Annotated in this window: 20 protein-coding genes and 1 tRNA gene; 5 read left to right on the forward strand and 16 right to left on the reverse strand. The window is 66.3% G+C overall.

Features of this window, described 5'->3' with window-relative positions; genetic code table 11:
* Positions 1 to 6: 6 nt before the first annotated feature.
* Complete coding sequence (locus tag BN3560_RS07415) at positions 7 to 234, reverse strand: hypothetical protein (protein WP_096227559.1); 228 nt, start codon at positions 232 to 234, stop codon at positions 7 to 9.
* Between the two features lie 180 nt (positions 235 to 414).
* Here BN3560_RS07415 and BN3560_RS07420 point away from each other — a divergent pair, with 180 nt between their 5' ends.
* Together BN3560_RS07420 and BN3560_RS07425 are read left to right on the forward strand one after the other, a co-directional pair.
* Positions 415 to 1095: a response regulator transcription factor gene (locus BN3560_RS07420; RefSeq protein WP_096227560.1), complete on the forward strand. Its 681-nt coding sequence runs from the start codon at positions 415 to 417 to the stop codon at positions 1093 to 1095.
* On the forward strand, positions 1082 to 2488 hold the full coding sequence (locus BN3560_RS07425) for a sensor histidine kinase (RefSeq protein WP_231897362.1): 1407 nt from the start codon (positions 1082 to 1084) through the stop codon (positions 2486 to 2488). Before BN3560_RS07420 ends, BN3560_RS07425 begins: the two co-directional genes overlap by 14 nt.
* Before the next feature lie 87 nt (positions 2489 to 2575).
* Here the strand turns inward: BN3560_RS07425 and BN3560_RS07430 are convergent.
* The 9 genes from BN3560_RS07430 to BN3560_RS07470 all read right to left on the reverse strand — a co-directional run bounded on the left by BN3560_RS07430 (position 2576) and on the right by BN3560_RS07470 (position 14116).
* Positions 2576 to 2651 (reverse strand) — tRNA-Arg (locus BN3560_RS07430).
* Between the two features lie 92 nt (positions 2652 to 2743).
* Entirely contained in the window at positions 2744 to 3877 is a 1134-nt protein-coding gene (locus BN3560_RS07435) for a C40 family peptidase (protein WP_096227561.1), read from the reverse strand.
* 261 nt (positions 3878 to 4138) lie between these two features.
* The gene (locus BN3560_RS07440) at positions 4139 to 4837 is read right to left on the reverse strand and encodes a LemA family protein (RefSeq protein WP_096227562.1); all 699 of its coding nucleotides are present in this window, start codon (positions 4835 to 4837) and stop codon (positions 4139 to 4141) included.
* Positions 4838 to 5071: 234 nt separating this feature from the next.
* Entirely contained in the window at positions 5072 to 7060 is a 1989-nt protein-coding gene (gene pknB / locus BN3560_RS07445; protein WP_087190770.1) for a Stk1 family PASTA domain-containing Ser/Thr kinase, read from the reverse strand.
* Between the two features lie 91 nt (positions 7061 to 7151).
* Positions 7152 to 9914 (reverse strand): FtsW/RodA/SpoVE family cell cycle protein, encoded by a 2763-nt coding sequence (locus BN3560_RS07450; protein WP_096227563.1) that lies wholly within the window; start codon positions 9912 to 9914, stop codon positions 7152 to 7154.
* Complete coding sequence (locus tag BN3560_RS07455; RefSeq protein WP_096227564.1) at positions 9911 to 11131, reverse strand: Stp1/IreP family PP2C-type Ser/Thr phosphatase; 1221 nt, start codon at positions 11129 to 11131, stop codon at positions 9911 to 9913. Before BN3560_RS07455 ends, BN3560_RS07450 begins: the two co-directional genes overlap by 4 nt.
* Complete coding sequence (locus tag BN3560_RS07460) at positions 11131 to 11544, reverse strand: FHA domain-containing protein (protein ID WP_041239204.1); 414 nt, start codon at positions 11542 to 11544, stop codon at positions 11131 to 11133. Before BN3560_RS07460 ends, BN3560_RS07455 begins: the two co-directional genes overlap by 1 nt.
* Positions 11545 to 11598: 54 nt before the next feature.
* Complete coding sequence (locus BN3560_RS07465; protein ID WP_096227565.1) at positions 11599 to 12975, reverse strand: FhaA domain-containing protein; 1377 nt, start codon at positions 12973 to 12975, stop codon at positions 11599 to 11601.
* A gap of 538 nt (positions 12976 to 13513) precedes the next feature.
* Positions 13514 to 14116: a TetR/AcrR family transcriptional regulator gene (locus tag BN3560_RS07470; RefSeq protein WP_087190740.1), complete on the reverse strand. Its 603-nt coding sequence runs from the start codon at positions 14114 to 14116 to the stop codon at positions 13514 to 13516.
* A 168-nt stretch (positions 14117 to 14284) separates the two neighbouring features.
* On the opposite strand from BN3560_RS07470, the gene BN3560_RS07475 reads away from it, so the two are divergent.
* Together BN3560_RS07475 and BN3560_RS07480 are read left to right on the forward strand one after the other, a co-directional pair.
* On the forward strand, positions 14285 to 14932 hold the full coding sequence (locus BN3560_RS07475) for a hypothetical protein (RefSeq protein WP_087190741.1): 648 nt from the start codon (positions 14285 to 14287) through the stop codon (positions 14930 to 14932).
* A 57-nt stretch (positions 14933 to 14989) separates the two neighbouring features.
* Entirely contained in the window at positions 14990 to 17284 is a 2295-nt protein-coding gene (locus BN3560_RS07480) for an MFS transporter (RefSeq protein WP_096227566.1), read from the forward strand.
* Between the two features lie 82 nt (positions 17285 to 17366).
* Here BN3560_RS07480 and BN3560_RS07485 read toward each other — a convergent pair whose 3' ends face one another.
* Positions 17367 to 18398 carry a DMT family transporter gene (locus BN3560_RS07485; protein WP_096227567.1) on the reverse strand — a complete coding sequence of 344 codons (1032 nt, stop codon included), beginning with the start codon at positions 18396 to 18398 and terminating at the stop codon, positions 17367 to 17369.
* 136 nt (positions 18399 to 18534) lie between these two features.
* On the opposite strand from BN3560_RS07485, the gene BN3560_RS07490 reads away from it, so the two are divergent.
* Positions 18535 to 20268 (forward strand): ABC1 kinase family protein, encoded by a 1734-nt coding sequence (locus BN3560_RS07490; protein ID WP_087190743.1) that lies wholly within the window; start codon positions 18535 to 18537, stop codon positions 20266 to 20268.
* A 176-nt stretch (positions 20269 to 20444) separates the two neighbouring features.
* Here the strand turns inward: BN3560_RS07490 and BN3560_RS07495 are convergent, their stop codons facing one another.
* The 5 genes from BN3560_RS07495 to BN3560_RS07515 form a co-directional block, all read right to left on the reverse strand.
* Entirely contained in the window at positions 20445 to 21257 is an 813-nt protein-coding gene (locus BN3560_RS07495; protein WP_096227568.1) for a family 1 encapsulin nanocompartment shell protein, read from the reverse strand.
* 238 nt (positions 21258 to 21495) lie between these two features.
* Complete coding sequence (locus BN3560_RS07500; RefSeq protein WP_087190747.1) at positions 21496 to 21870, reverse strand: demethoxyubiquinone hydroxylase family protein; 375 nt, start codon at positions 21868 to 21870, stop codon at positions 21496 to 21498.
* A 227-nt stretch (positions 21871 to 22097) separates the two neighbouring features.
* Entirely contained in the window at positions 22098 to 23024 is a 927-nt protein-coding gene (locus BN3560_RS07505; protein ID WP_227115329.1) for a TVP38/TMEM64 family protein, read from the reverse strand.
* A 57-nt stretch (positions 23025 to 23081) separates the two neighbouring features.
* Positions 23082 to 24875, reverse strand: a complete 1794-nt coding sequence (locus tag BN3560_RS07510) for a sensor histidine kinase (RefSeq protein ID WP_227115328.1) — start codon at positions 24873 to 24875, stop codon at positions 23082 to 23084.
* Positions 24872 to 25564, reverse strand: a complete 693-nt coding sequence (locus BN3560_RS07515; protein ID WP_087190748.1) for a response regulator transcription factor — start codon at positions 25562 to 25564, stop codon at positions 24872 to 24874. The genes BN3560_RS07510 and BN3560_RS07515 overlap by 4 nt, the downstream gene beginning before the upstream one ends.
* Positions 25565 to 25685 lie beyond the last annotated feature (121 nt).

Raw genomic sequence — 25685 nt, forward strand, 5'->3', positions numbered from 1 at the left:
GGTGGTCTACTCGCCGTCGCTCGCGTCGGTCAGGGTGTCGTAGCCGACGGAGGCGCTTCCGGCGGTGTCCGGCTCTGCCAGGCCCGATTCGAGAGCCTGCTCGCGCTGTCTTTGGGTACCGTCTTCGCTCCCGCCGTGCTGCAGTCCCAGATTCTTCAGGACGGCCAGCCCGCCCACGATCACAAGGGCGACGGCCAAAACGCCTATTACGATCTTCATGGTCTTGGTGCTCATGGTTCTCCTTCCGGTAGCTGCCGATTGCGTGGGCATCTTAGCGGAGGCCGCCTTAAAACTTCCTGAAATACCAGAAGGTCCCTTCAACGAGGGGTGCGGGTGCCTGAGCATCGGTGCGGTAGCCCTCGCACCGCGCCACGTTTCAGCGCTTTTTAAGGAAGCCGATGCTAGAATGGCCGCATGAAGATACTCATCATCGAAGACGATCGCGCCATCTCCGGCGCCGTCGCCATGGCGCTGGGCTCTCGTTATGCCGTCGACCAGGCGTTCGACGGCGAAGAAGGGCTGTTCTTCGCGCGGCAGGACGTATACGACCTCGTGGTGCTCGACATCATGCTCCCCGTGCTCGACGGCTACGGCGTGCTGGAGCAGCTGCGCGCCGATGGCGTGGGCACCCCCGTGCTCATGCTGACGGCCAAAAACGCCCGCGATGACCGGGTGCGCGGCCTGCAGCTAGGTGCCGACGACTATTTGGCGAAACCGTTCGACCGCGACGAACTGGTGTTGCGCGTAGAGGCCATCATCCGGCGCAGCTTGGGCGTGCGCAGGTTGGACGCCTTCGGGTTCCGCAGCCTGACGCTCGATCCGAACACGAGGTGCGCTGCCGTCGACGGCGTGCCGGTCGTGCTCAAGGGCAAGCAGTACAACGTGCTGGAGTACCTGGTGAGCCATGAGGGGCAGCTCGTTTCCAAGACGCAGCTGTTCGACCGGGTGTGGGGGTTTATGAACGACACGTCGTCGAATGTGGTGGAGGTGTATGTGAGCGCGCTGCGCAAGGCGCTGAAAGAGCACGGGTACGACTGCTTCCTCAAGACGATACGCGGGGCGGGCTATGTGTGGACGGCCGATGATGAGCTTTGAGGAGCGGCGCGTTCGCCGTCTGCTCGCGCGGAACACCCTGCTGTTCTTCGTGACCTTCGCCGTGCTATTCTCGCTGTTCGGCGTGCTGATATTCCAGATGGTCAGCTCCAGCATCTACCGATCCGCCGACGACCAGCTGGCCGAGCTGCGCATCCTTACCTCCTCGGCCACGCTCGACTGGGCATCGGAGGACGGCGGAGGGGGCTACGAGGTGCTGTCGGACGGGAACCTTTCAGCCGAGGCTAAGGGGGCGGGCGCCGGGCTGGAGGAAGCGATGGCCGACAGTGCTTCCGACGGCGGTATTACTATCTTGAGCCGGACGTATGTGGCTTCGAACCCTCAGCTCATCTACTTGTGGCGCAGCGCCGACGGCAAGGCGGTGGGCACCGAGGGGTTTTACTCCAGCTATCCAGCCTATTTCGACGACATACCGTTCGAAGTCGGCGACCTGGATCGCGTGTACGAGGTGCGAGCAGGTGGCCACGCATACCGCGGCATCAACTACGCCATGGGAAGCGGCGGAGCTGCCGAAGGGGAGGTTTCGAACAGGGCGTATCTGCAGGTGCTGGTGAACGTGGATTCCGAGATAGCGTTGCTCGAGCACTTCACGCAGGTGCTCGTTGTTTACCTGGCCGTGGCTGTGGCCGTGGCGGCGGCGGTGAGCTTCCTGCTGTCGCACAGGACCGTCAAGCCCATCGTGGCCAGCATGAATCGCCAGACCGAGTTCGTGCAGAACGCCTCGCACGAGCTGCGCACGCCGCTGGCCATCATCCTTGCCGCGCAGGAGCGGTTGCTGGCGGAGCCGGGCGCCCGCATCGTTGACCGTTTCGAGGACGTGGGCGCGGTGGTAGACGAGACGAAGCGCCTCGCGCGCCTCGTGGACGACCTCATGACGCTGACGTCGGTCGATGCGAGCGCCGAAGACGAGTGCGAGGCGGCGCCCGTCGAGGTGAGCGGTCTGGTAGAGGACGTGGGCAGCCTGTATGCCGACGTGGCGGAGGTTGCCGGCAAGATGCTCACGGTTGCCGCGCTGCCTGCGGGAGAAGCGCACATCGAGGCGGACGCCCTGCGGCAGGTGTTGGGCATCCTGCTGGATAATGCGCTCAAATACACGGAAGAGGGCGATGCCGTGATCGTGAGCTGCGAAGAGCGAGGCGGCCGGGTGGTGCTTTCGGTGACAGATACCGGATGCGGCATCTGCCCGGCGGATCGCGAGCGCGTGTTCGAGCGCTTCTACCGCGCCGATGCAGCGCGCACCACGCCTGGCAGCGGCCTTGGGCTCTCCATTGCCCGTGCTCTTGTCGAGCGTGCCCGCGGTACCATTGTCGTCGAGACCAACGAGCCGCGGGGAACCCGTATTACGGTCACTCTGCCGAAGGCGCGGGCGCATTGACATCGTTCGTTGCTGCCGCTGTCTACGGTTGCGTTCGGGCATCGAAGAAAGAACGACGCCGCTCAAGGCGGCGTCGCGAGAAATCGATGGTGCCCCCGGCGCGATTCGAACGCGCGGCACCCGCTTTAGGAGAGCGGTGCTCTGTCCCCTGAGCTACGGAGGCGCGGCAGCTATTGTAGCATTCCCGACAGCGCTTATCCCAGAGAAATGGCCGAGTCCGCTGGCGGGCGTCGAGCCGTTCTCCTGTCGACGGTGCTAGAAGCGCAGGGCGCAGGTGAACTTCGACCAGGAGAGCGGGTCGGTATCGCGCACGAGCAGGCCCCTGTCGGGCGCATGGACGTAGTGGGTGCCGCCGTTGCTGACGGCGATGCCCACGTGGCCGTAGCGCCACAGCACGTCACCGGGGCGGGCTTCGGAGACCGGAACGCGTTGACGGGCTGCGTTGTACTGAGATTCGCTCTGATGCGGAACGTACATGCCGATCTGGCGGTACGCCCACGTCACCAGGCCGGAGCAGTCGAACGAGTTCGGACCCTCCGCGCCCCATTCGTAGGGGCAGCCGATACGGCTCATGGCGTAATCGACCACGGAACCCTGCGATGGGATGTCCGCGCCGTTGCCGCCGCCTCCGCTCGGCGGGTTGCCGCCGCCGGTACCCCCGCCTCCGCCACCGCCCGTATTGCCGTTGTTCGCGGCCTCTCGCGCTGCCTCGGCTTCCATCTCGGCCTGCTTCTGCGCGGCGGCCGCCTCGGCGGCGGCGCGTTGCTCTTCCTCGAGCAGGACGCGCGCCTCGGCATCGAGCGAGTTCATGAGCGCATCGGCCTGGGCGATCTTCGCCTCGACCTCTTCCTTGATGGCCTTCGCCTCGGCTGCTTTGTCGGCGGCAATCTTCTCCTGCTTGGCGTACTCGGCCTTCGAGGCCTCCACGCTCTCGCGCAGCTCCTTGGTCTCGGCGACCATCTGGGAGTCGTTCTCGTTCAAGCCGTTCAGGATATCCCAGTTCTGGGTGAACTCGGCGAACGAGGTGGCACCCATGAGGAAGTCCAGGAACGTGGCGGAGCCCGAGCGGTACATGCTGCGGGCGCGGGTGCCCAGGTGATCCTGCAGGTCGGCGATCTGGGCCGTGGCCTCGTCGATCTTGACCTGCTCGGCCTCCATGGCCGTGCGTGCGGCGTTCTGCTCGTCCAGCGCGCCGTAGTAGCGCTCGGCGGCGGCCTCCAGGTCGGCGTTCAGACCGACCAGCTGGTTGCGGACGGCGTCGGCCTCTGCCTGCTTCTCGGCGGCGGTCACGGCGAACGCGGCCTGGGGGAAGGCGAGGGACGCGGCGGCGAGGGCGGTTGCTCCGCCGACGAACGTGCGCCGCGAAAGGGCGGGTGAGGGCTCTTGCATGCGGTACCTCCTTGATGGGCCTGGAGCATGTCCGAGCGAATGTACCCTCTATCTTACCACGCAACCCATGCATGACGAAAATACCCGTCAATTATCCAGATACGAGGGAGGGTTTGCGGGAAGGCGAGGTAGCGAGGGGAAGGGCGGCGCGGCGCGAGCGGAGAGGCGAAAAGGGCGAGGTGTACCCGCTGTTCCCGGCCAGCTGCACGGCAGTCATGCGAGACGGGCGGGCTGGGCTCGGCGGCAGGTGCGGCTGGCTCCTTAACGGCGCCGCTCGTCGGTGCGATCGTCTATGGCGGCGTCGGCCATGGCGGAGGCCCAGAGCATCTGGGGGTTCATGACATGCGGAGAGGCGTCGGCGAGCGAGGGGAGGCTCCCGCGCGTCCAGTCGAGCGCGGCGCGCCGGGCGGCCGCTTCCGACTCGTAGCGCTGCGGTTCGGACAGCCCCAGTCGCTTGGCGAACAGGAGGGCGGGGAAGGAGCGCTGCGCGTCCGTGGCGATGGTGGCCACGTTGTTGTAGATCTGCTGCTCGTGGGCGAGGGCTTCCATGGCCGCATCGAGCTGCGCGCTGGCCTTGCGGCTGGCAGGGCTTGCCACGAATTCCGGTTCGACTTCGGCCGCCGCGTAGACGCGCTCGATGGCCTGTACGAGCCGGTCGTCTGCTGCTGCGGCCGCATGCGGGTCCTCCGCAGAGGCGGAGGCGCGCGAGGCCGCGGCAACGTCGTCCAGGGCGCGGTGTACGACCGAGGGACTGCTGGCTACGCGCTGCGCGGCAGCCTCGTCCTGAGAGACGGCGGCGACGAACGCCGGCACCGCCTCCATGCCGCGGCGACGCAATCCGTCCAAGCGGTTCCAGGCAGCCTGCACGTCTCGCTGCTGCGCCTTCAAGTTGGCTACGACGAGCCCGCAGAGCGCGGCGACAAGGCCCACGAGGACGATGGCAATGAGGGAGAGGTTCATCCTGGCGGTCCTTTCACACGTGTGATCCGCCCATTGTAGGGCTAGCTCGCATGCAGGACGAGGAGGGGCCTTGCTCGTTGGCGGCTTGACGGCGAAGCGTTGTCGTCAAACAGGCGCGATACAGGCGCGAGACAGGGGAATGAGACGGAAAGAAAGGAGGACCGCCCGAGGCGATCCTCCTAGAGATCCGAGCGTGAAGCCCCGAACGTGCGCGCACGGCACGAAAAGTGGCGGCTAGTTCGTCGGGTTAGGCGTCGGCGTCGGGTCGGGCGTCGACTGCTTGGCGAACACCACGGTGACGGCGATGCTGTTCTTCACGTTGCTGACGGTGAAGCTGCCGCCGCTTGGCGACACGCTGTAGCTGTTGCCGTTCGTGTCGGTGACGGAGGACACCGTGTAGCCACTGTTAGGCGTTACCTGGAAGGTGATGCTACCGCCCTCGTCCACCTCCATGGACGATGGCGACACGTAGCCGCCCTCGCCCGAGACCGAGGCGGATACCGTGAACTTAGTGGGCTTCGCCTTGCCGTTGCTCACCACGATGTTCACCGTGCCGCCCTCTTTGCCCTTTTCGCCGGCGGAGGGGCTTTGGCTGATGACCAGGCCCTCGGCCACGGTGTCGCTGTTGGCGTAGTCGGTCGTCACGGAGAAGCCCGCATCGTTCAGCGTTGCGACCGCGGCGCCCTCGCGCTGGCCCACCACGTTGGGCACCTCAACGCCCTCGGAGCCGAGCGACACGATGTACTCCACGGTCGAGTTCTTCTCAACCTTGGTGCCGCTTTCAGGATTGGTGCTAATGACCAGGCCCTTTTCAACTGTGTCGGAATAGGCTGGCGTTCCCGCGCTCGGCACGAGCCCCTTGTCCTTGATCGCCTGCTTCGCCTTTTCCGCGTCGAGGCCTTTCACGTCGGGCACGGTGATCTGAGCCACGCCCTGCGATACGGTAACGTTGACTTTCGAGCCCTTCTCGCGCTTGTCGCCGGCCTTCGGGTCCTGGCCGACTATCTGCCCGGCCGGAACCTTGTCGTCGTACTTCTGGTCGGTGGTGCCCAGCTCGAAGCCGGCCTCCTTCAAGATGGCCGTGGCCTCCTCGACGGTCTTGCCCGTCACGTCGGGCACGGGGTCGCCCGTGGCGAAGCCGCCCATGAGGGCGAATGCCGCAAGGCCCACGATGGCCAGCGCGGCAACGATACCCACCACGATGCCGATGGTCTTCTTGTTGTTCTTCTTCTTGCCGTCGTCGGAACGGTAGTTCTTCGTGCCGCCGGGGGTTCCCGCGGGCTTCGTGCCGCCCGCGCCCATGCCGGCGGGCATGACGGCGGTGCCGTCTGCCATGCCCATGGGAGGAACGACGCCGCCCATGACGGCCGTCTCGGCGCTGGTGAAGCCGCCGCCCACGTTCACAGGGCGTCCGGCCAGGTAGTCGTTCAGCGCGTAGCGCATGTCCTGCGCGGTGGCGAAGCGCTCGGCGGGGTTCTTCGCCATGGCGCGCATGATGATGGCTTCGAGCGCGGGGTCGATATCGGGGTTGATCTCTCGCGGCGGGGCCGGCAGGTCGTTCACCTGCTTCATGGCCACGCTCACGGCATCGGGGCCGTCGAAGGGCAGCTTGCCCGTGGCGGCCTCGTACAGCACGATGCCGAGCGAGTAGATGTCGCTGGCGGCGGTGAGCTCCTTGCCCTGCGCCTGTTCCGGCGAGATATAGTGCGCCGTGCCCAGCACGGACGACGTCTGCGTCATGACCGAGTTCTTGGCGCGCGCGATGCCGAAGTCCATGACCTTCACGTTGCCGTCGGGCTGCACCATGATGTTCTGCGGCTTGATGTCGCGGTGGATGATGTCCAGGTTGTGCGCCACCGAAAGGGCCTGGCACACCTGCGAGCCGATCTCGGCCACCTTGCGCTGGTTGATGGCGCCGCGCTCGTTGATGGCTGTCTTCAGGTCGCTGCCGCGCACGAACTCCATGACGATGTAGTACGTGCCGTCGTCCTGGCCCCAGTCGTACACGTTCACGATGTAGGGGCTCTGCAGGTTGGCCGCAGCGGCGGCCTCCTGCTTGAAGCGCTTGGTGAAGTTGGGATCGGCGGCGTACTGGGGCAGCATGACCTTCACCGCAACCAGGCGTCCGAGCACGTTGTCCTGCGCGCGGTACACCTCGGCCATGCCGCCGATACCGATGCGCTCGGTTATCTGGTAGCGGTTGTTGAACACCCTGCCTGTCATGTTTCCGGTCACGTTTCTGCTCCTTTAGGTCACATGCCCCGTGGCGGTACTGCGTGTCGATGTTGATACGATTGCCACCAGCATACCTTATTTACAAAAGCCCTTGCACCTGCAGGGCCGTTCTCAACACATTCTGCGCCCGCTCGGTGCCCATGCCCTCGTCGGCAAGCTCAAGGTTGATGGCCACCACGACGCGCGGGTTGTCGGCGGGCGCCATTCCCACGAACCAGCTGTCGTTGCCGTTCTCCTTCTCGGCCGTGCCGGTCTTGCCGGCCACCTCCACGCCGGGGAGGGCGGCGGCCGTGCCCGTGCCGTCCGTGACGACGCCCTTGAGCACGTCCTTCACGCGGTTGGCCGTTTCCTTGCTCACGGCCTGCAGGAACTTGTTCGGCGAGGCCGTGAAGCTGCGCTCGCCGTTGGCATTGTAGACGCCCTCTACCAGGTAGGGGTTCATGATAGCGCCGTCGTTGGCTATGGCGCAGCCCACCAGGGCCATCTCCAGCACGGTGGCCTGGGGTCCGGCGGGGCTGGGGTGGTTCTGGGGGTTCACCGGCTCGCCGGCGGCCGACCAGGCCAGCTCCCACTTCGTCATCTCGTCGGGCTCGGCCATGAGCGAGGTGGCGGTGTTCAGCGTGAAGTCGATCTTGCGGTTGAAACCGAACTTGTCGGCGCCCTCCACGAGCTTCTCCGCGCCCATTTCCACGCCCAGCTGGCCGAACACGGTGTTGCTGGACAGTTCGGTGGCGCGGGCGAGCGTGATGTCGCCGTAGGAGTTCTTGTTGAAGTTCGTGACGGGCGCGTTGCCGATGTCCATGGTGCCCGGCGACGAGAACACGGTGTCCTCGCTGGCCACGCCGTCCTCGAGCGCCGTTGCCAGCGTGACGATCTTGAACGTGGAGCCGGGGGCGTAGAGCGTCTGTATCGCGCGGTTCAGCAGCGTGCTCTCGCCGTCGGGGTTGGCGTTGGCCTTCTCTATCTCGGCGGCGAAGTTGGCCGCGTCGTAGGTGGGCGACGACGCCATGCCCAGCACGGCTCCCGTCTCGGGGTCCATGACCACGCACGCGCCGGCGTAGCCCGAGAGCGCGTCTTGGGCCGCCTGCTGTATCTTCGAGTTCAGCGTGAGCGTGACGTCGTTGCCCACGCCGCCGATGCCGGCCAGCGAGTTCAGCACGTCGGTCCAGCTGGCGTAGTTCTGCTGGCCCTTCAGCGTGTCGTTCTCGGCGGCCTCGATGCCGGACGTGCCGAACTGAGTGGACGCGTAGCCCACCACGTGGGTGGCCAGGTTGCCGGCCGGGTAGACGCGCTCGTAGGTGCCGTCCTCCTGCTGCACGCTCTGCGCGAGGATCACGCCGTCGTAGGTGGAGATGGTGCCGCGCTCGGTGCGCGATTCCTTCGCCAGCGTGTGGTTGTTGCCGGGCATGTTCTGGTAGTAGTTCGCCTGCACCACCATGATGAGCGTGAGGTTGGCCACGAGAAGCGCGAAAAGGGTGGAAAGGATGATCATGGCGTGCGTGAGCCGCTTGCCCAGCGACACGCGCCCGAGCACGCTGTTCGCATGCAGCGAGCTGGTGGCGCTGGCCACCTCGGAGCCTACGCCCGTGCCCTCGTCGCCGCAGCGCATGAGGAAACCCACCGCTATGAAGCTGGCCAGGAGCGACGAGCCGCCTTGGCTGATGAAGGGGAGCGTGAGGCCCGTGAGCGGGATGAGCCGCGTCACGCCGCCCACGATGATGAACGCCTGGAGCACGATCATGGTGGTGAGGCCCACGGTCACGAAAGAGCTGACGTCGCTCTTCGCGCGCGCCGCCGTCACGAAGCCGCGGATGGCCAGGCACAGGAACAGCAGCAGCACGCCCGCCGCGCCCAAAAGCCCGATCTCCTCGGCGATGGCGGCGAAGATGTAGTCGCTCTCCACGACGGGGATCTGCTCGGCCAGGCCGCGCCCGACGCCCACGCCGAACAGGTCGCCATCGGCGATGGAGTAGATGCCCTGCACCAGCTGGTAGCCGGTGTTCTGGGCGTCCGCGAACGGGTCCAGCCAGTTGTCCACGCGCACCTGCACGTGACCGAAGGCCAGGTAGGCTCCCACGCCGCCGATGGCAATGAGGCCCAAGCCCACCACCAGGTAGAACTTCTTGCCCGTGGCCACGTACAACATGACCAGGAACAGGAAGAAGAACACGAGCGCGCTGCCCAGGTCCTTCTCGCACACGACGATGACCAACGCCACCAGCCACATGAGCAGCAGTGGCAGCAACGTACGGATGTCCGGCAGGTTGAAGGGACCCACGCGCCACGTGAACACGGAGAGCATCTCTCGGTTCTGCGCGAGGTAACCGGCCAGGAACAGCACGATGGCGATCTTCGCGATCTCGCCCGGCTGGAACGAGAACTTGCCGATGCCCAGCCAAATGCGGCTTCCGTAGATCTCCTGGCCGAGTCCCGGCACCAACGGCGAGAGCAGCAGCAGGAAGCCCACGATCATGAGCGTATACTTGTAGTTGGCCACCTTGTCGAGGTTGCGCACGAGCGCCATGACCAGCACCATGAACGCTACGCCCAGGAACAGCCACATGACCTGGTTCATTGCTAGGTTGGGTGCCAGGCGTTCCACGAAGCATATGCCGATGCCCGACAGCGCGAACACGATGGGCAGGATGGCCGGGTCGGCCTTGGGCGCGAACTTGCGCGTGGCCAGGTGCGCGATGATGAACGCCACGAAGATGCCGATAGGCACCCCCAGCGTGGTGGCGTTGAGGGCGAGCCCCTGGTTCACGGCCAGCATGGCGAACAGCAGCACCACGATGGGCGCCGCCACGCACAGCAGGACGAGCTCGATGTTGCGGCGCGTCATGCGGCACCGCCTTGCGAGTTGGCAGGCTCCGGCGGGTCCGCGTCGTGCGTGCCGCCGGTGCTGCCGGCTGCGTCGGTTGCGGGAGCGCCGGCATCCGCCGCATCGTCCCCGGTTGGCTTGCTCTTGGCGTCGATGTCCTCTTGGTACTCCTTGACCAGCGACTCGGCGGCCTCCACGCTGTCGACGCGCCAGCCTTCCTTCAGCCGTTCCTGGAACCCGGGCTGCAGATCGCTCACTGACACGTCGGTGGTCTTCACCAGCTCGGAGTAGCCGAGGCCGAACACGTTGCCCGGCACGCCGCGGTAGATGGCCACCTTGCCATTGTCGTTTGCGAGGTAGGCGGCGTTGTGCAGGTACTCGTTCGTGCCCCAGGCCGTGCCGCCCACGATGGCGGCGAACAGCACGAGCACGAGCGCGATGGAGAGCTTCGTCTTGCGCGCCATCTTCTTGCGGCGCACCTCGGCGAAGCCGGTGACGTCCGCCACGATGACGGTGACGTTGTCGTGGCCGCCGTTGGCGATAGCCTCGTTCACCAGCTGCGATGCGCAGCGCTGTGGGTCGCGCACACGGGCGAGCGTCGATTCTATGTCGTTGTCGCACACCATGCCCGACAGGCCGTCGGAGCAGATGAGCAGGCGGTCGCCCGTCTCCACGTTGATCTCGTACAGATCGGGCTGCGTATGCGGGTCGCTCCCCAGCGCCCGCGTGATGACGGAGCGGTTCGGGTGCGTGCGCGCCTCCTCGGGCGTGAGCTGCCCCGCCTCTATCATGTCGGCCATCAGGCTGTGGTCGCGCGTGAGCTGTTGGAGCTTGCCCTGGTGCAGCAGGTAGGCACGCGAGTCGCCCACCTGGGCGATGATGAGCCGTTCGCCCTCCAGCATGGCAGCGGTCATGGTGGTGCCCATGCCCTCGCGGCCCCGCCCCTCGTGGGCAGCGACGATGATGGCGCGGTTCGCCTCCTCCACGGCGCGTCCCAGCGCCTCGGGGTCGGGATGCGCGGGCGCGCGCTCGGCCAGCACGTTCACGGCGATTTCCGAAGCCACCTCGCCGGCTGCGTGCCCGCCCATGCCGTCGGCGACGGCGAACAGGGGGGGTGCCACCACGAGGCTGTCCTCGTTGTGGTCGCGCAGGCAGCCGATGTCCGTGCGGCTCCCGAACGTGGTGGTGGCGCCCTTGCGCGTGTGTGGCGTGGACTTGTACGGGCGCTCGGCGGCCATCAGGCAAACCTCACGCGGATGGCCACGTCGCCCACGTTGACCACGTCGCCGTTCTTGAGCGCTACCGGTTCGCCGATGACCTGGCCGTTCACGGCAGTGCCGTTCGTCGATCCCAGGTCTTCCACGAACAGGTTCTGCCCCATGAGGGAGAAGCGCGCGTGGCGGCCGGACACGTAACCCGCGCCCACCACGATGTCGGCGCCGGGGCTGCGGCCCACGATGACGGGCCCGCGCACGACGATGGACACGCCGCGCAGCTCCTTCGGCCCGCGCTCTACCGACAGGTTCCAGGTGCGCTCCTTTTTACGTTGGCCGCGCACGAGGCCTATCCCCGTCTTCATGAGGGCGAACAGGAACAGGTAGAGCAGCGCGACGAACAGCAGGCGTCCGATCAGCAGTACGACGTCGATCACGAGTACACCCCTCGCTCTGTGCGGTTAACAACTTTCACGCATGCGCCTTTCGCGTTATTGGGCCTGGGTGAACACATAGTTCGTCATGCCGATGGTGATACGGTCGCCCTCGCGCAGCGGGTGCGTGGCGATCTCCGCGCCGTTGACGAGCGTGCCGTTCGTGGAGCCCAGGTCGGTGATGGTCCAGACGCCCTGGGGTTCGAAGCGCAGCTCGGCATGGGTGCGGCTGGCGTTGATGTCGTGGACGACGATGTCGTTCTTCGACTCGCGGCCCATGAGCAGGCGCGCCGAAGCCAGCGAGTAGGTGCGGTTGTTCGTGGTGTCGATGAGGCTGGCGCGCACGGCTGCCTGGTTCGGCACGGGGCTCGCCTGCGCCGCGCCGCCTGCGAACACCACCGTGTCGGCGGCGACGGGAGCGCCGGCGGGTACGGCTGCGCCGGGCTGGGCAGCGTAGGAGGCGGCGGCGCCTGCCATGCCAGCTGCGGCGGCCCCCATGGCGGCGCCGGCCGCACCGGAGACGGGCGCACCCTGCGAGCGGCCGTTCTGGCGGTAGTCGTCGAAATCCTGGCTGTCGAACGTGTACTCGCCGTAGTCGATGGAGTAGTCGATCTCGTCCTCGGGCACATAGGGCAGCGGCGGCTTGCCGTTCGGGTCGAAGTCGCCGTAGGCATCTTGTGCGCCGAACTCATCGAAACCGGCGTCGAGGTCCTGGTAAGGCTGGGGCTGCGGGTGGGCGGGCGCCGCTGCAGCGTTGGGGTAGCCTGCGGCATTCGGGGCGGGATATTCCGGCGCCGGCTGTGCGGCCGGGGCATAGCCCTGCTCGACCGCCCCGGGAAAGCCGGGGTAGGCGGCATCATCGTAGGCGTCAACTGCATAGGCGGGCGCCGGGGCGCCGTAGCCGCCGGCGGGGGATGCGGGGGCGGGCTGGCCGTAGCCGTAGGGCTGTGCGGGCGCGGCGCCGTAGCCGGGCGCGGGCGCTGGGGCGCCGTATCCGGCCGGGGCCTGACCGCCGCCGATGCCGTAGCGCTGCATCTCCTCGGCGCGCAGCTGGGCGATGATGGGCGCCGCCACCGGTTCGGCGATGACGTCGAACTTGCCGTGCTTCAGCCCGTCGTCCACGATGAAACGCACGAGCGGCTGGCCGTCCATGACCAGGCCCTCGTCCGCGGCCTTCGCCGCCAGATACGTCTCCGTCTCGCCGGCCAACGTGGGGTAGTAGCCGAACAGGCGCTGGTCGTCGTCGGGGTTCACCAGCACCGTGTAGAGCGTGGGGGCGTACTGCTTGCCGGCGCCCACCATCTTCTCGCGGCGCATCTGCTTCTCGGCCTTCTTGGCAATCTGCACGGGCGAGATGGGCGCGTTGGCCATGCGGTCGGCCGCGCCCTCGAACGTGTCCTCCATCTTGCCCTCGAACCTCGAAAGAAAGCCCATTGCGTCTCCTTTATAGCACGCGCCCGGCCCGGGAGGGCTGCCTCGCGGGGGCGGCGCCGAGCGTCGCATCGTGCGCGGGGCGGGCATTGTGTGCGCATCAACGGTTCGCGCCTGCGCGACCCTGGTTGCCGTGTGTCCCTGCATATGACTATGCAATGCTCCATCTTGCCATAAACCCGTTGCCTTCTCGGCATCCTTTACGCAATCGTCATTATTCTGAAGAGCAGGAATCTCTCCCGAATCTCTTTCCGGAATCTTCGATGGAGCCTCTCCTTGAACCTCTCCTGTCCGGGTTTTCGCCAAACTGCTTTGGCAGTGGCTTCCGACCGCGCCGCTTCGCCTTCCAGATCTTGAGATGCTCGCCAGGACTCGGTGTGCTCGCGCCGGGAGTTTCCTGAAAATCGTGTGCCACGCTACGAAGGGAGGGGCATGTCAAGTGCAGCGTACTGCGCAGGATGAGCGGCCGTCGCTACGTGTGGCGGCCAGTGGGTGTGCGAGCATGGCCCGACCGCGCGGTGATCCGGCCGGGCCAAGCGCTTTACTTGGCTGCGTCGTCCTCTTCCAGAATGAGGCTCACGGCTTTCTGGATGGTTTCGCGGTCGTAGGGAACTCCCATGAAGCAGGAGTTGATGATGGCGCCTTCCATGAAAGCGCAGAGGATCTTCGCGCGCTGCTCGTCCATGAATGGCGCGCACCTTCGCAAAAACGACTCGAAGGCGCTCCTCGTGATGTCTTCGACGTCCGGATCCTCGATGGCCGCAGCATAGAGGGCGGCGTCGGCGTGCACCCGCTGCTGGTCCGAGAGATACTCGTTGATGAAGTCGGCAAGCGCCGTCGCGTTCTGGATTCCCTGCTCGGTGACGCGGAACGCCTCGTCGTACTCGTGCTCGATCCTGCGGGCGACCTCGGCTAAGCCCTCGCGGCGCAGCTCGTCGATGCTCTTGAAATACTGGGTGGTCGAGCCCAAGGGCACGCTGGCCTCTTCCGCCACCCGCCTGTTGGTGATTTTGCTGCTTCCCTCACGTGCTATGAGGTTGGCAGCGGCGTCGATGATGGCCTGCCGTCGACCGGCAGGGTCTCGCGGCGCGCGCTTCTTCGGCTTCTTCCCGGACCTCTCTGTCTTCGTCGTGTCTTCTTCCACGGGCAACCTCCTGTGCCGTCCGCTGTCTTACTGCTGTCTCCGTGATCCTATTCTAGTCGAAATTTTTCTTAATGTACACTTGAACATTAACTTTCCAGCTGCTATGCTTTGTAGTGTACATAAGTACATTAACTAAGTTCCAAGGGTTTTCGAAGGGAGAAGAGGTCGATGAACATGAAGAGGATAGGCACCCTGGCAGCCGCTTTCGCCTTGACCGCGTTTGCCGCCTGCGCGCTCGCCGGCTGCGGAGCGAGTCTGGACCGCGAAGTGACCGTGCAGGACATAACGTTCAAGGTCCCGAAAACGTGGCTGGAAAGCCCGGGCGGCAACGGCTCGAGCGGAGCGGTCGTGTTCACGGAGGACAACGAGGACTTGGATGAGGACGAGACGGGCAACAGCCTGACTATCAGCTACGAGAAGCTTGGTGCGCCGACGGCCGCCGTTGTCGAGGAACAGGTCGGGGCCGCCGAGCAAGAGGGCGAGGTCATCGAGGAAGAGGGTGCCAAGCCGGCTGAGAAGGCCGAAAGCGCCAAGCCCGTTGCCCGCACGGCAGCCGAGGCCATCGCGGCCAAGCAGGCCGATCTGGAGAAGAAGTATGGAATTACCGCGTGGAGCATCGACAAGGAGAAGTCCAAGGTGATCGACGGTGCCCAGGTTACGGTGTACGAGTACAGCTTCGTCAAGGACATTGAGGGTCAGAAGCGTAAGTACGAGAGCAAGACGGCCTATGTCGTCACTACCGACACGCTCTACGAGATCGCGGTCGTGGGCGACAAGGCGGACATCAACGGCGTCGTGGACAGCATCGAGCTGTAAGCGTCGAGAAGGAGAGCAACGTATCTGAGAGAACACCGGTAGGAAGGTACACCCATTATGGATGATTCTATTGTTATCAAGCCGCAAACGCTCTCGAAGGGCCGTTTGTGGACAGCTCTCATCGCGATATTGTTGGGACAGTTCGTGGTCGCCATCGACCTCACCGTTCTCAACATCGCGCTGCCCGAGCTCACTCGGGACCTCAGTCCCTCGTCAGACCAGCTTCTCTGGGTGGTCGACGTCTACTCGCTCGTCTTGGCGGGCTTCCTCGTTGCCACCAGCTCGCTTTCGGATAGGTTCGGCAGGAAGAAGATGCTCCTCGCGGGCTTCCTGATATTCGGCATCGGCTCGGTGCTGGTCATATTCATAAACGACGCAAGCCAGCTCATTGCCATCCGGGCCTTCTTGGGTATCGGCGGTGCGATGATCATGCCCATCACCATATCCATGATCCGAAGCATCTTCACGGATTCGAAGGAGCGCGCGATAGCTGTGGCCGCCTGGTCGGCCATCAGCGCCATCGGCATGGCGGCCGGCCCGCTCATCGGCGGCTTTCTGCTGGAGCACTTCAATTGGCACTCGGCGTTCCTTGTGAACGTGCCCATCGTGGGCGTCGCCTTCCTGCTCGGCATGTTCGCCATGCCGGAAGTGAAGCTCAAGAACCCCGGGCGCTTCGACGTTCTGGGATCGGTGCTTGCCCTCGCCGGCATGGTAGCGCTTCTGTGGGGCATCAAGCACCTTGCGGCCGAACTCGCGTTCGACGTTCCCGGCGCGGCGGCAACCCTCGGCGGCCTGGCGCTCATGGCCCTGTTCGTCTTCCGATGCCTGAAATCGCCGCATCCCATCGTCGATCTTTCCCTGTTCCGCAGCCGGACGTTCTCGGCCGGCGTCATCGCCACCATGGCGTGCACGTTCGCCCTGGCCGTGCTCTTGTACATGCTGGCCCAGTGGCTGCAGCTGGTCAACGGCGACGGCACGCTCGAATCGGGCATCCACCTCATTCCCATGTCGGTGGCCACGCTGATCTCGAGCTTGGGCGCGGCCGCCCTTGCCATGCGCTATCAGGCGCGGCACGTGGTGGCGGCCGGCCTGGGGCTCGCTTCGGTGGCCATGCTCATGATGTTCTTCTTCCAGGATGACCTCTCCCTCACCGTCGTCATCGTGTCCACCTGCCTGGTGGGGCTGGGAACCGGCGCCCTGGCAATCGGCGCATCGCTCATCATGGCCGAGACGCCCGTCGAGAAGGCGTCGAGTGCGGGCAGCCTCCAGGAGATATCCTACGACCTGGGCAACGTGCTGGGTGTGGCCATCCTGGGAAGCCTCGCCTCCATCATCTACCGCTCGGAGCTCGGCACCGGTGCCCTGCGCGCCATGGGCCTGGACGGGCAGCTGATCAACGCCGCGAAGCAGTCGTTCGCGGCGACCACCGAGATCGGCAACATGCTCGGACTGCCCGAGCTGATCCAACGAGGTGCGGACGCGTTCAACCAGTCCCTGGTCGTGACGTGCCTCGCGGGCGGCGTTATCATCCTGGTGGCGGCTGTTCTCGTGTGGAGGCTCATCCCTAAGGGGTTGAAGATCACCGAGGAAAGCGATGCGGAAGTCCCATCGGACGATCGCTCGCTGCCCGCATCGGGCGAAGGCCCGTCGGTTGACGGCGGCGATGTCGGTGCCGCCCAGCCTGAGCCTGCCGGGAACGCATCCGCCGCGAACCTGGACGACGTGAAGATGCTGCCCGGGGCCTTCCCCGTGCCTGTCGCGACCCTGTCCCGCGAGGGAGGCGCCCTGGCGCAGTCTGCGGCGATTGCCAAGATCATTGAGGATGCGGGGATAGGCGTGGTGAACGTGCCTCTCGACATCGCCACCTTGGATCGGATGGGGGAGATGTGCAACGACCTGGGGATCGACGTGACCACGGCGTTCATCGTGCTCGCCAAGAAGGCGGTGGAGGAAGGCCGGCTCCCGCTCGGCCTGCCCGCCGACGCGGGGTGCGGCGCCGAGGATCTGGCTCGCATCGAACGCAACGTGGAGGCCCTCGACGAGGGACGCGGGGTAATGCACGAGTCGGACGACCGGATGAGGACGTGGGCCCCCGAGGCATGGGCGGACTACCGCTCGTGGAAGAGCCAGGACGAGGATGTCCACCGCTTGGTCAAGACGCTCGTCACGAGCATCGAGTCCGACGGAGCGGGTGCGGGGATCGGCGATCCCCGGCCGCTGAAGGCAGGCGAGACGTCGCTCTGGACACGCCGCATAGCCGACGACCACCTGCTGGTGTACCGCATGGACGGCGACGACCTGCAGATCGTCGCGTGCAGAAGCCACGCCAACACCCCGGTGCAGCCGTCGTAGGAGCCTTCCCTCCCTCCTCTTCGGCTTGAGCAAGGCGGCCCTCCTATTCGGGAGGGCCGCCATTGCTTTGTAGGACACCCGGCTAATCGGACAGAGGGTTCGAATCGTCCGGTAAGAGCCGCTCGGTTGCCGGTGCAGCCTGCGCTTCGAGCTGCGTTTTGTCCGATTCCGCCTGTGACCCTACTTGCGCATTTGTCCTCGCGTCCGCCTTCCGCGCGGCACGCTGCGGCAGGTACTCGCTCACCACGATGCCGGCGAAGATGAGGGCGAAGCCGGCGAACAGCGGTGCCGAGAGCAGCTCGCCTAGGAACAGCACCGAGAACAGCACGCCGAACACCGACTCCGTGGCCAGGAACAGCGAGGCGGGCGCCGGGTCCACGTGGGCCACCGCCACGTTCTGCAGCAGCAGCGCGACGCAGGAGGCGAATACGGCCAGGTAGGCCAGACTCGTCCACGTGTCGGCGCCGAGCGCTGCGAAGTTCGGCATCGGCTCGAGCGCCAGTCCGGCCGCGAGGCCCAGCAGGCCCGCCACCAAGAACTGGATAACGGTAAGCAGCGTCATATCGCACCCGGGCGCGAACTTCGCCGTGTACACCACATGGAAGCTCAAAAATAGGGCGGACAGCAGCGTGATCAGGTCGCCGAAACGCAACGAGAACCCGGCCGCGCCCGCGAACGACACGCATCCCACGCCCGCCACGCACACCACGGCGGCAGCGAGGTTGAAGCGCGTGGGCCGCGGCCCGTGCAGCGCCCAGCCGAGGAACGGGATGATCACGCAGTACAGCGACGTGAGGAACGAGCTGTTCGACGCCGTGGTGTCGGTGAGCCCGGTGGAGTTGCTCCAGTAGGCCAGGAACACCATCACGCCCAGCACGGAGCCCTTGCACAGGTGCTCGGCGTCGATGCGCTTCCTGAAGCGGGGCAGCATGACCACGCCCAGGATGATGCCCGCGGCCGTGAAGCGCACGCCCACGATCCAAGCGGGCGGGAACGCATCCACCGTCGACTTGATGACGACGGTTCCCAGCCCCCAGATGGCGGCAGCCACCAGCAAGAACGCCTTGTACGTCCAGAGCGGCAGCGAAGCGGGTGTTTTCAGGATGCGGGCCATGGTCGCTGCATCATACCACGGCTGTTCCGACAGGGCGGCGTCCAGGTTTCAGCTTGCTGTTGAAAGAGGGCATCAGAAGCCTTGCCCGAACGGCGCATGCTACGATGGGGCGGTTACCATGACGAGGAGGCGAAACATGCCCACGTTCCGCGAGGTGCTGCGTGCGGCCGAGATCACCATCAAAGACAACACGTCCGGTCGCCGCATGCATGAGATAGAGAAGATACTCCGCGCCCATCACGCGTTCTCCGGCCTGACGCCCGAGAAGGCCACGGCCATTCTCGAGGATCTGGGACCCACATTCGTGAAGATGGGGCAGATCGCTTCGAATCGCAGCGATGTCATTCCCAAAGCCTATGCCGATGCGTTCAAGCAGCTGCGCGCCAACGTGGCGCCCGTGCCGTTCGAGGTGATCGTGCAGACGATCGAGGAATCGCTCGGGCACCCATGGCGCGAGACGTTCGCCGACATCGAGGAGAAGCCCCTGGGCTCGGCCTCGGTAGCGCAGGTGCACCGTGCCCGGCTGGCGCAAGGGCCGGGCGACCCGGTGGCGGCGGGCGCACAAGAGGAGCGGCCCACGACGAACGCGGCAGGAGGCGGCGCCGTAACGGCGCAGGGGCCGGTGGTGGCCGTGAAGGTGCGCCGCCCGAACGTGGTGGAGCAGATGGCCGAGGACATCACGCTCATCCGGCACGTGCTGGCGCTGGCCGACCTCACGCACATGACCGACGGCATCATGCTCACGCTGGGCGATTTGGTGGACGAGCTGGCGCGCACGACGGCCGAGGAGCTGGATTTCACCGTGGAGCTGGGAAACCTGGAGCGCTTCGGCGCCGAGCTGGCGAGCCAACCCCATGTGGAGAGCCCCCGCCCGTACCCTGAGTTCAGCACCGATGAGGTGCTGGTCATGGAGTACGTGGAGGGCGCGCACATCAACGACCTGCCCGCGCTGCGCGCCCAGGGCGACGACCCGGCCGCACTCGGGCGCCGGCTGGCGGAGAGCTACGTGACGCAGGTCATCGATGACGGCTTCTTCCATGCCGACCCGCATCCGGGCAACATCCTCGTGCGCGGCGAGGACATCGTGTGGATCGACCTGGGCATGACGGGCACGCTCTCCGCTTCCGAGCGCGCCATTGTGGGCCGGCTGTTCGCTTCCGTGGCGAAGAACGACCCGTACGCCCTGAAGGACGCGTTGCTGGCGTTGGCGAAGGCGCATGGCCCGGTGGACCACGGCCTGCTGCTTGGCCAGATAAGCGCGCTGCTGGATTCGTATGCGTCGATCGACCTGGCGGACATCAACGTGGGCACGGCGCTGCTCGACGTCATAGAGGTCATGCGCACGCAGAACCTCACGCTGCCGCCTTCGCTCACCATGCTCGCGCGCGGCATGGTGACCATCGAGGGCGTGCTGGTGGACATCGCGCCGGAAACGAGCGTGGTGGAGATCATCTCCGACCACGTGAAGCGGCAGGCGCTCAGCTTCGATTCCTTGGAATCGAAGGCGAAGAGCCTGCTCATGGCCTCGGCCGCTTCCGCCGAGGCGGCGACGCGGCTTCCTACGCAGGTGTCGCACACGCTGGACATGCTCGATCGCGGCCAGGTGAAGGTGGGCGCCGACCTGCACGTGCCGGCGGACTTCACGGCGGCGCTCTACGCGGTGAGCGGTACCGTGGCCATGGCGCTGATCTCGGCCGGCCTCTTCGTGGGCTCGAGCCTCATCGCCCAGACGGCCATGCAGCCCCAGCTGCTGGGCGTGCCCCTGCTGGGCATCCTCGGGTACCTGGGCGCGTTCGTGCTGGGCGTCTACGTCATCTGGCGCGTCCTGCTGACCCGCCACCAGCAGCGCAACGACGAGAAAGTGGAGTAGGGGGTTCCGCCGGCCTGACGGCCGTCGGAACCTGCCGACGCTGCGAAAGGCCGTGGCGCCCGATCTTCGCGGGATCCCAAAAGCTCACGTTCCGAAGTACGCTTCGCTTTCGCGATCCCGCGAATCTCGGGCACCACGGCCCTTCTCGCTGACTTACTGCGCCAACCTGTGCGTTTTTACCCGAACACGACGATGGCGGCGGGGTCCTTCACGCGCAGGGCGGCCGTCTCCATGATGCGGAACGTGTGGTTGAAGTCGGCGAGCTCCAGGTAGCCAACCGAGAGGTCCAGGCCCACGGCCAGGTCCATATACTCGGGCTCGGCGCACACGAGCGCGGCCTTGCCGGGGGCGAGGGCGCTCGTCATGAACACGTTGTCGCCGATGAGCTTCTGGATGCGGTCGATCTCCAGCATGCCGGTGCTCGGCTGCAGGCGCTGCAGGTCCAGGAACAAATCGGGTGCAACCACCAGCGCATAGCGGCCCAGGTAGCCGGTCTTGGCCAGCTGCGAAACGGCGGCGGCCACGTCGGAGAAGCCGTTCTCGCCGGCCTTCCAATCGCCCTTCTTCACTTTCGCCGAGCCCTTCACGGTGAGCAAGCCGTCAGCGCCGAGGGCCTTGCTACCGTTCAGGACGAGGTCGTCCTCGCGGCGCGCGGCCTTCTTGGCGGCGGCGACGGCGGCGGACAGGTCGATGGGCAGGCCGGTTTGCGCGGCGAGCTCCAAGTCGCGTCCGAGCAGGGTGAAGTCCTCGTAGAACAGCGGCAGCTCCAGCTGCGTGCGTCCGACGATGCGGCCGATGCCGTCTTCCAAGATCTCTTCCTTGCCCACGCCGTCAACCGCGACGGTGGTGGTGCCGGGGCCCAGCGGCCCGAACACCTTCAGGAAGCGGCGGCAGGCAAGCTGCTTGCGCGCCGTGCCGATGACGGTGTCGTCGATGCGGTTCCAGAGCTCTGCCGACAGGTCGGCTGATTCTCGTGCCAAGTAGTCCATAATGCGGTCCTTTCGCTCATGGGAAAACGATACGCGGAGCAGATGGCTTGCGCCGGGCGGTCGAGCAGCTTGCCGCGCGGCCACCTCGTAGCAAACAAATGTTTCACGTGAAACATTCGGTAGCCGTCAGGCGGGCGGTCGTCGGGAAAAGGTGCCGAAGCGAGCGTCCGGTGGGAGGGCGCGCCCCCAGGTTCGAACGAGTGTTTCATGTGAAACGCTCGTTCGAGGCAGGCGTTCGCTACTCTGACAGGTCGCCTACGGTGGGAGCGGCTGCGGGCGTCTCGGGCGCCGGGGCAATCTCGCCGTCCGTCACGATGCCGAGCTCCGCCAGCTGCTCCTGCACCTCTCCCTCGCCCTCCAGGAAGAACTCCGTTTCCTTGGGGTCCAGATGGCGCATGAGCGTGATGAGCTCGCCCATGTGGGCCTTCTCCTCGTCGCGGATGTCGGCCAGCACGGCCTTGGCCGCCGGGTCATCCGTGGCCAGGTAGTGCGCCTCGTACAGGAAGATGGCCTCGAGCTCGCCTGCGATGTCGATGCGCAGGGCCTGCATGAGCTCCGCGTTCGTCATCTTGCGGTCGACGTTGCCGGAGAACGGGTTCGGGAAGTTGGGCATGATGGTCCCTCTCTTTCGCTGTGCCGCGGCGGTGCGGCCGACTGTCCGAAGCACGAAGCACTCGGACGAGCAGGCGATCCGCCGAGCGGCGGTTGTCTCTCTTACCTTGGGGGATATGGTACTGCGGATGTCAGCAAAAGTCTCGATAAATAATCTTCCTTATTGAGAACTTCTCTCAATAAGCACAATTCGGCAGCTCGAAGAAAGCCGGCACGCGTGCTGTGCGGCTATTCCTGCTCCGTAGCCTGCCGGGCGGCCAGACGACGGTAGGCCACCAAGCCTGCCGCCACGAGCGCGAGGGTGAGCACGACGGTGACGGCGGCCACGGCGTAGTTGCCGTCACCCAACGCACCGGCAGCCAGCGTGGACGAGACGATGGAGGGGATGCGGCCTATAGTGGTGAGGGCCACGATGCGCCAGATGGGGCTCGTTCCAAGCCCGGCCACGTAGGTGAGCAGGTCCTTCGGTGTGCCGGGGATCAGGAATACCAGGAACAGCAGCAGCTCGAAGCGGCGCGCGTCACGCAGCCACCGCACCGACGCTATCTTATCGGGTGGAAAGAACAGCCCTACGAGGCGCATGCCGAAGGTGCGCACCAGCACCATGACCAGGGCGGTACCCAATGCGCTGGCCACGAGGCACCACAGCGTGCCCTCCCAGAAGCCGAATGCGTAGCCCGCGCCCAGCTCAAGCGGCTCGCCCGGAAGGAACGCGAGCACCACCTGCGCCATGTTGGCCACAACAAACAGAATGCGCCCTAGCGCCCCGGCGTCATCGACCCACGCGCGGAACCGCGGGGCGTCGCCCACGAACGCCAGCAGCTCCGGTCCGAAGCGCACGCAGAGCGCCGCGAGGGCGGCGGTGAGGCACAGCAGGCCGGCGACGACGGCGATGCGCTTCCGTACGATCGCCCGGTGCCCGACGGAGCTTTTCTGCGAAACCGCTTCCGTCGAGGCGTCGTTGCGCGCCTCGCCTGCGACGGCGGGCTTGCGCGACCTAGTCGTCGCGACTGGCCCGTGCGTTTCGCCTGCCCGCCTTGGCACGTTGCCCGCCGTCGCGTCCGCCTCAGCGACCCGGTGCGCCCGGCGCCCTGCGGCGTCGCCGGGTGTCGGGCGCGGGACGGCGGGGGCCAAAGGGGTCGCGGTGTCTTCCATGGGATGCTCCGTTTCTCGGGTGCGTTCGGTACGCCTCCGATGCTACGGGGCAAATATCTACTGGCTGTCAACGGCGGGAAAAATCAAGGCAAAGCGCGCCGTCGCCCGCGCGCCGCCCTCGGCGCGGTTCTCCAACGCCAAGTCGCCGCCATGCTTGTCGCAGAGCAGCGCGGCAATGTTCAGGCCCAGACCGAAGTGGTCCTTCGACGGCGTCTCGCTGAAGAACGGCGCGCATCCCCGCTCCAGCGCCGCGGGCGAGAAGCCGGGCCCGTCGTCCTCTACCGCGAGCACGAGGAGCCCATCGCGCACGTCCAGCCGCGCATCAACGCGGCCGTCGGCGAAGCGGGCGGCGTTGCCGACGAGGTTCTCGGCCACTTCCTCCACCAGGGAACGATCGACGCCGAGTACGGGGCGCTCGACGTTGCAGCGCGCGCTGATGGAGAGCGCGAATGCGACGTGCGGGCCCGTGCTACGGTTCCCGGCTGGCGCCTTGCCCGCCTCCACGGTCGCCCGGGTCCCGCCGGCTTGCGCGCAGAGCGACCGGCCGATGTCTTCCACGGCGTCCGCCACGGCATCGAACGGCTGCGCATCCGGCCGCACGGCGCGATCCTCCAGCTTTTGCAATCCGCTCATGGCGGCTACGTAACGCTCCAGGCGCTCCACCTGCGCGGCGAGCGAGGCTGCAGAGGATGCCAGCTGCTCGGGGGACGCATCGCCGGCCTGCAGGTGTGCCTCCAGCAGCTCCACCTTTCCCTTCAGGATGGTGAGCGGCGTGCGCAGGTCGTGCGCGAACGCGGCGTTCAAGCGCTTGCGCTCCTCGGCTGTGCGCCACAAGGCCCGCTGCGATGCGGCCAGCGAGGTGCGCATCGCCTCGAACGATGCTGCCAGCCTGCCCAATTCGTCGGAGCGTCCGTATGACACGGAGAAGTCGAGGTCCTGGTCGGCGATCTTCGCCGCCGCCGCATCGAGCGTGGAGAAGCCCGGCGCCAGCCGCATGCGGTAGAACCGCCGCGCCGCCGCGAAGATGCATGCGCCGAACCACAGCGGGAACATGAGGAACGTCAGCAGTCCGAACAGCGTGGAAAGCGCCCGTGCATCCTCCGAGGGTACCGTGTGCGCGTAGTAGCCTATGGGCGATACGAGCAGGTCGCCGAACTGCGATGACTCCGACGCATCGCTCCCTGTCTCCGTGTCGAGGAACGCACGGTACGGGTTATCGGGGTTTTTGGCCGCCCATTCGTCGAACAGCTTGCGGGCGCGTGCGTCGTAGGCGGGAACGTCCTGCACCGCGATGCCCTCCTCGCCCTCGAAGGCGGAAAGCTCGCTGCTGTCCGCAAGGTACCCTTCGAGAACGAGATCGCCCCCCTCGCCGGTTTCCACCCGGTACGCATACGGGTAGCTCTGGGCGCTTTCCACCAGCAGGCTTGCCGGAGGGTTGTCGATGGGCAACGGCTCACGCCCGTCATCGGCACGCTGCACGAACAGCTCGTTGCCCTCCTGGTCGATGGCAAGCGAGCGAGCGGGCACGAGCGCGTTCGTCCCGGTGTCGTACAGGTAGAGCCCCGACGTCTCGTAAGCGTCGGCGGTCACTTCGTTCTGCAGCGCGGCGAACACCGATGCGGTGACGGAGGAAAGGACGAGGGCCGCCACCAGGAACACCAGCATGTAGCCCATGAACGAGGTCTTGAGCGATGCGTTGCGCCACCGCTCGCGCAGGCGGGCGATGCGTCCGGAACGTGCCGGGGCGGCCGCACCCGACGGTCCGCCCGGATGCGTCGGCATGTTGGCGACCGGGGCGCCGCCGGCCGTCTCCGCGCTCTGCCTTCCTCCTCTGGCGCGCCGCTTCCTCATGCGCGCCATCGGTAACCCATGCCCCATACCGTCTCCACGGGATCGTGCTCGGCGCCGGCCGCAGCCAGCTTCTTGCGGATGCGCCGGATGTGCTCCGTGACCACCTGCGAATCGCTCTCGCTCTCCCAACCGCCCACGCGCTCGTGGATGCGGTCGCGGTCGAACACCTGCCCGGGATGCTTCGACAGGAACGCCACGATGTCGAACTCGCGCCGGGTGAGCTCGACGGGAGCTCCCGCCACCGCTACCGTGCGGGTCCGGTAGTCCACGGCAAGGTCGCCGTCGAAGCGTACCTCCGTCTTCACCTGCTGGCGCTGGTCGCGCGCGAGGTGGGCGTCCACCCGCGCGCCCAGCACGGCGAGCGAGAACGGCTTCAGCACGTAGTCGTCGGCCCCGCAGGCGAAGCCCTCGAGCGCGTCCACGTCCTCCACGCGCGCCGTGAGGAACAGGATGGGGCAGGTCAGGTGCTCTCGCAGGCGGCGGCACACCTCGAACCCGTCCAGGCGCGGCATGCCCACGTCCAGCAGCACGAGGTCGGGTCCGTGCGCGGCCTGCTCGAGCGCTTCCTGGCCGCTTCCGGCCGTGAGCACGCGGAAGCCCCGGCCGACGAAGTATTCCTGCAGCATCTCCACTATCTCGGGCTCGTCGTCGGCGACCAGCAACGTTGCCTGGCGCTCGCACTCGGTCATGGCAGGTTCTCCTTCGGGATGTCGGTCGGCCGCTCACGTTGGAGCGCTCGAAGGCCGAGCATAGCACGAGAATGTCGACAAACCATCAACGGCCGTGCTTCCTCCATCGTTCCGCACCCCG

This window comes from Gordonibacter urolithinfaciens (assembly GCF_900199375.1).
Taxonomy (GTDB): domain Bacteria; phylum Actinomycetota; class Coriobacteriia; order Coriobacteriales; family Eggerthellaceae; genus Gordonibacter; species Gordonibacter urolithinfaciens.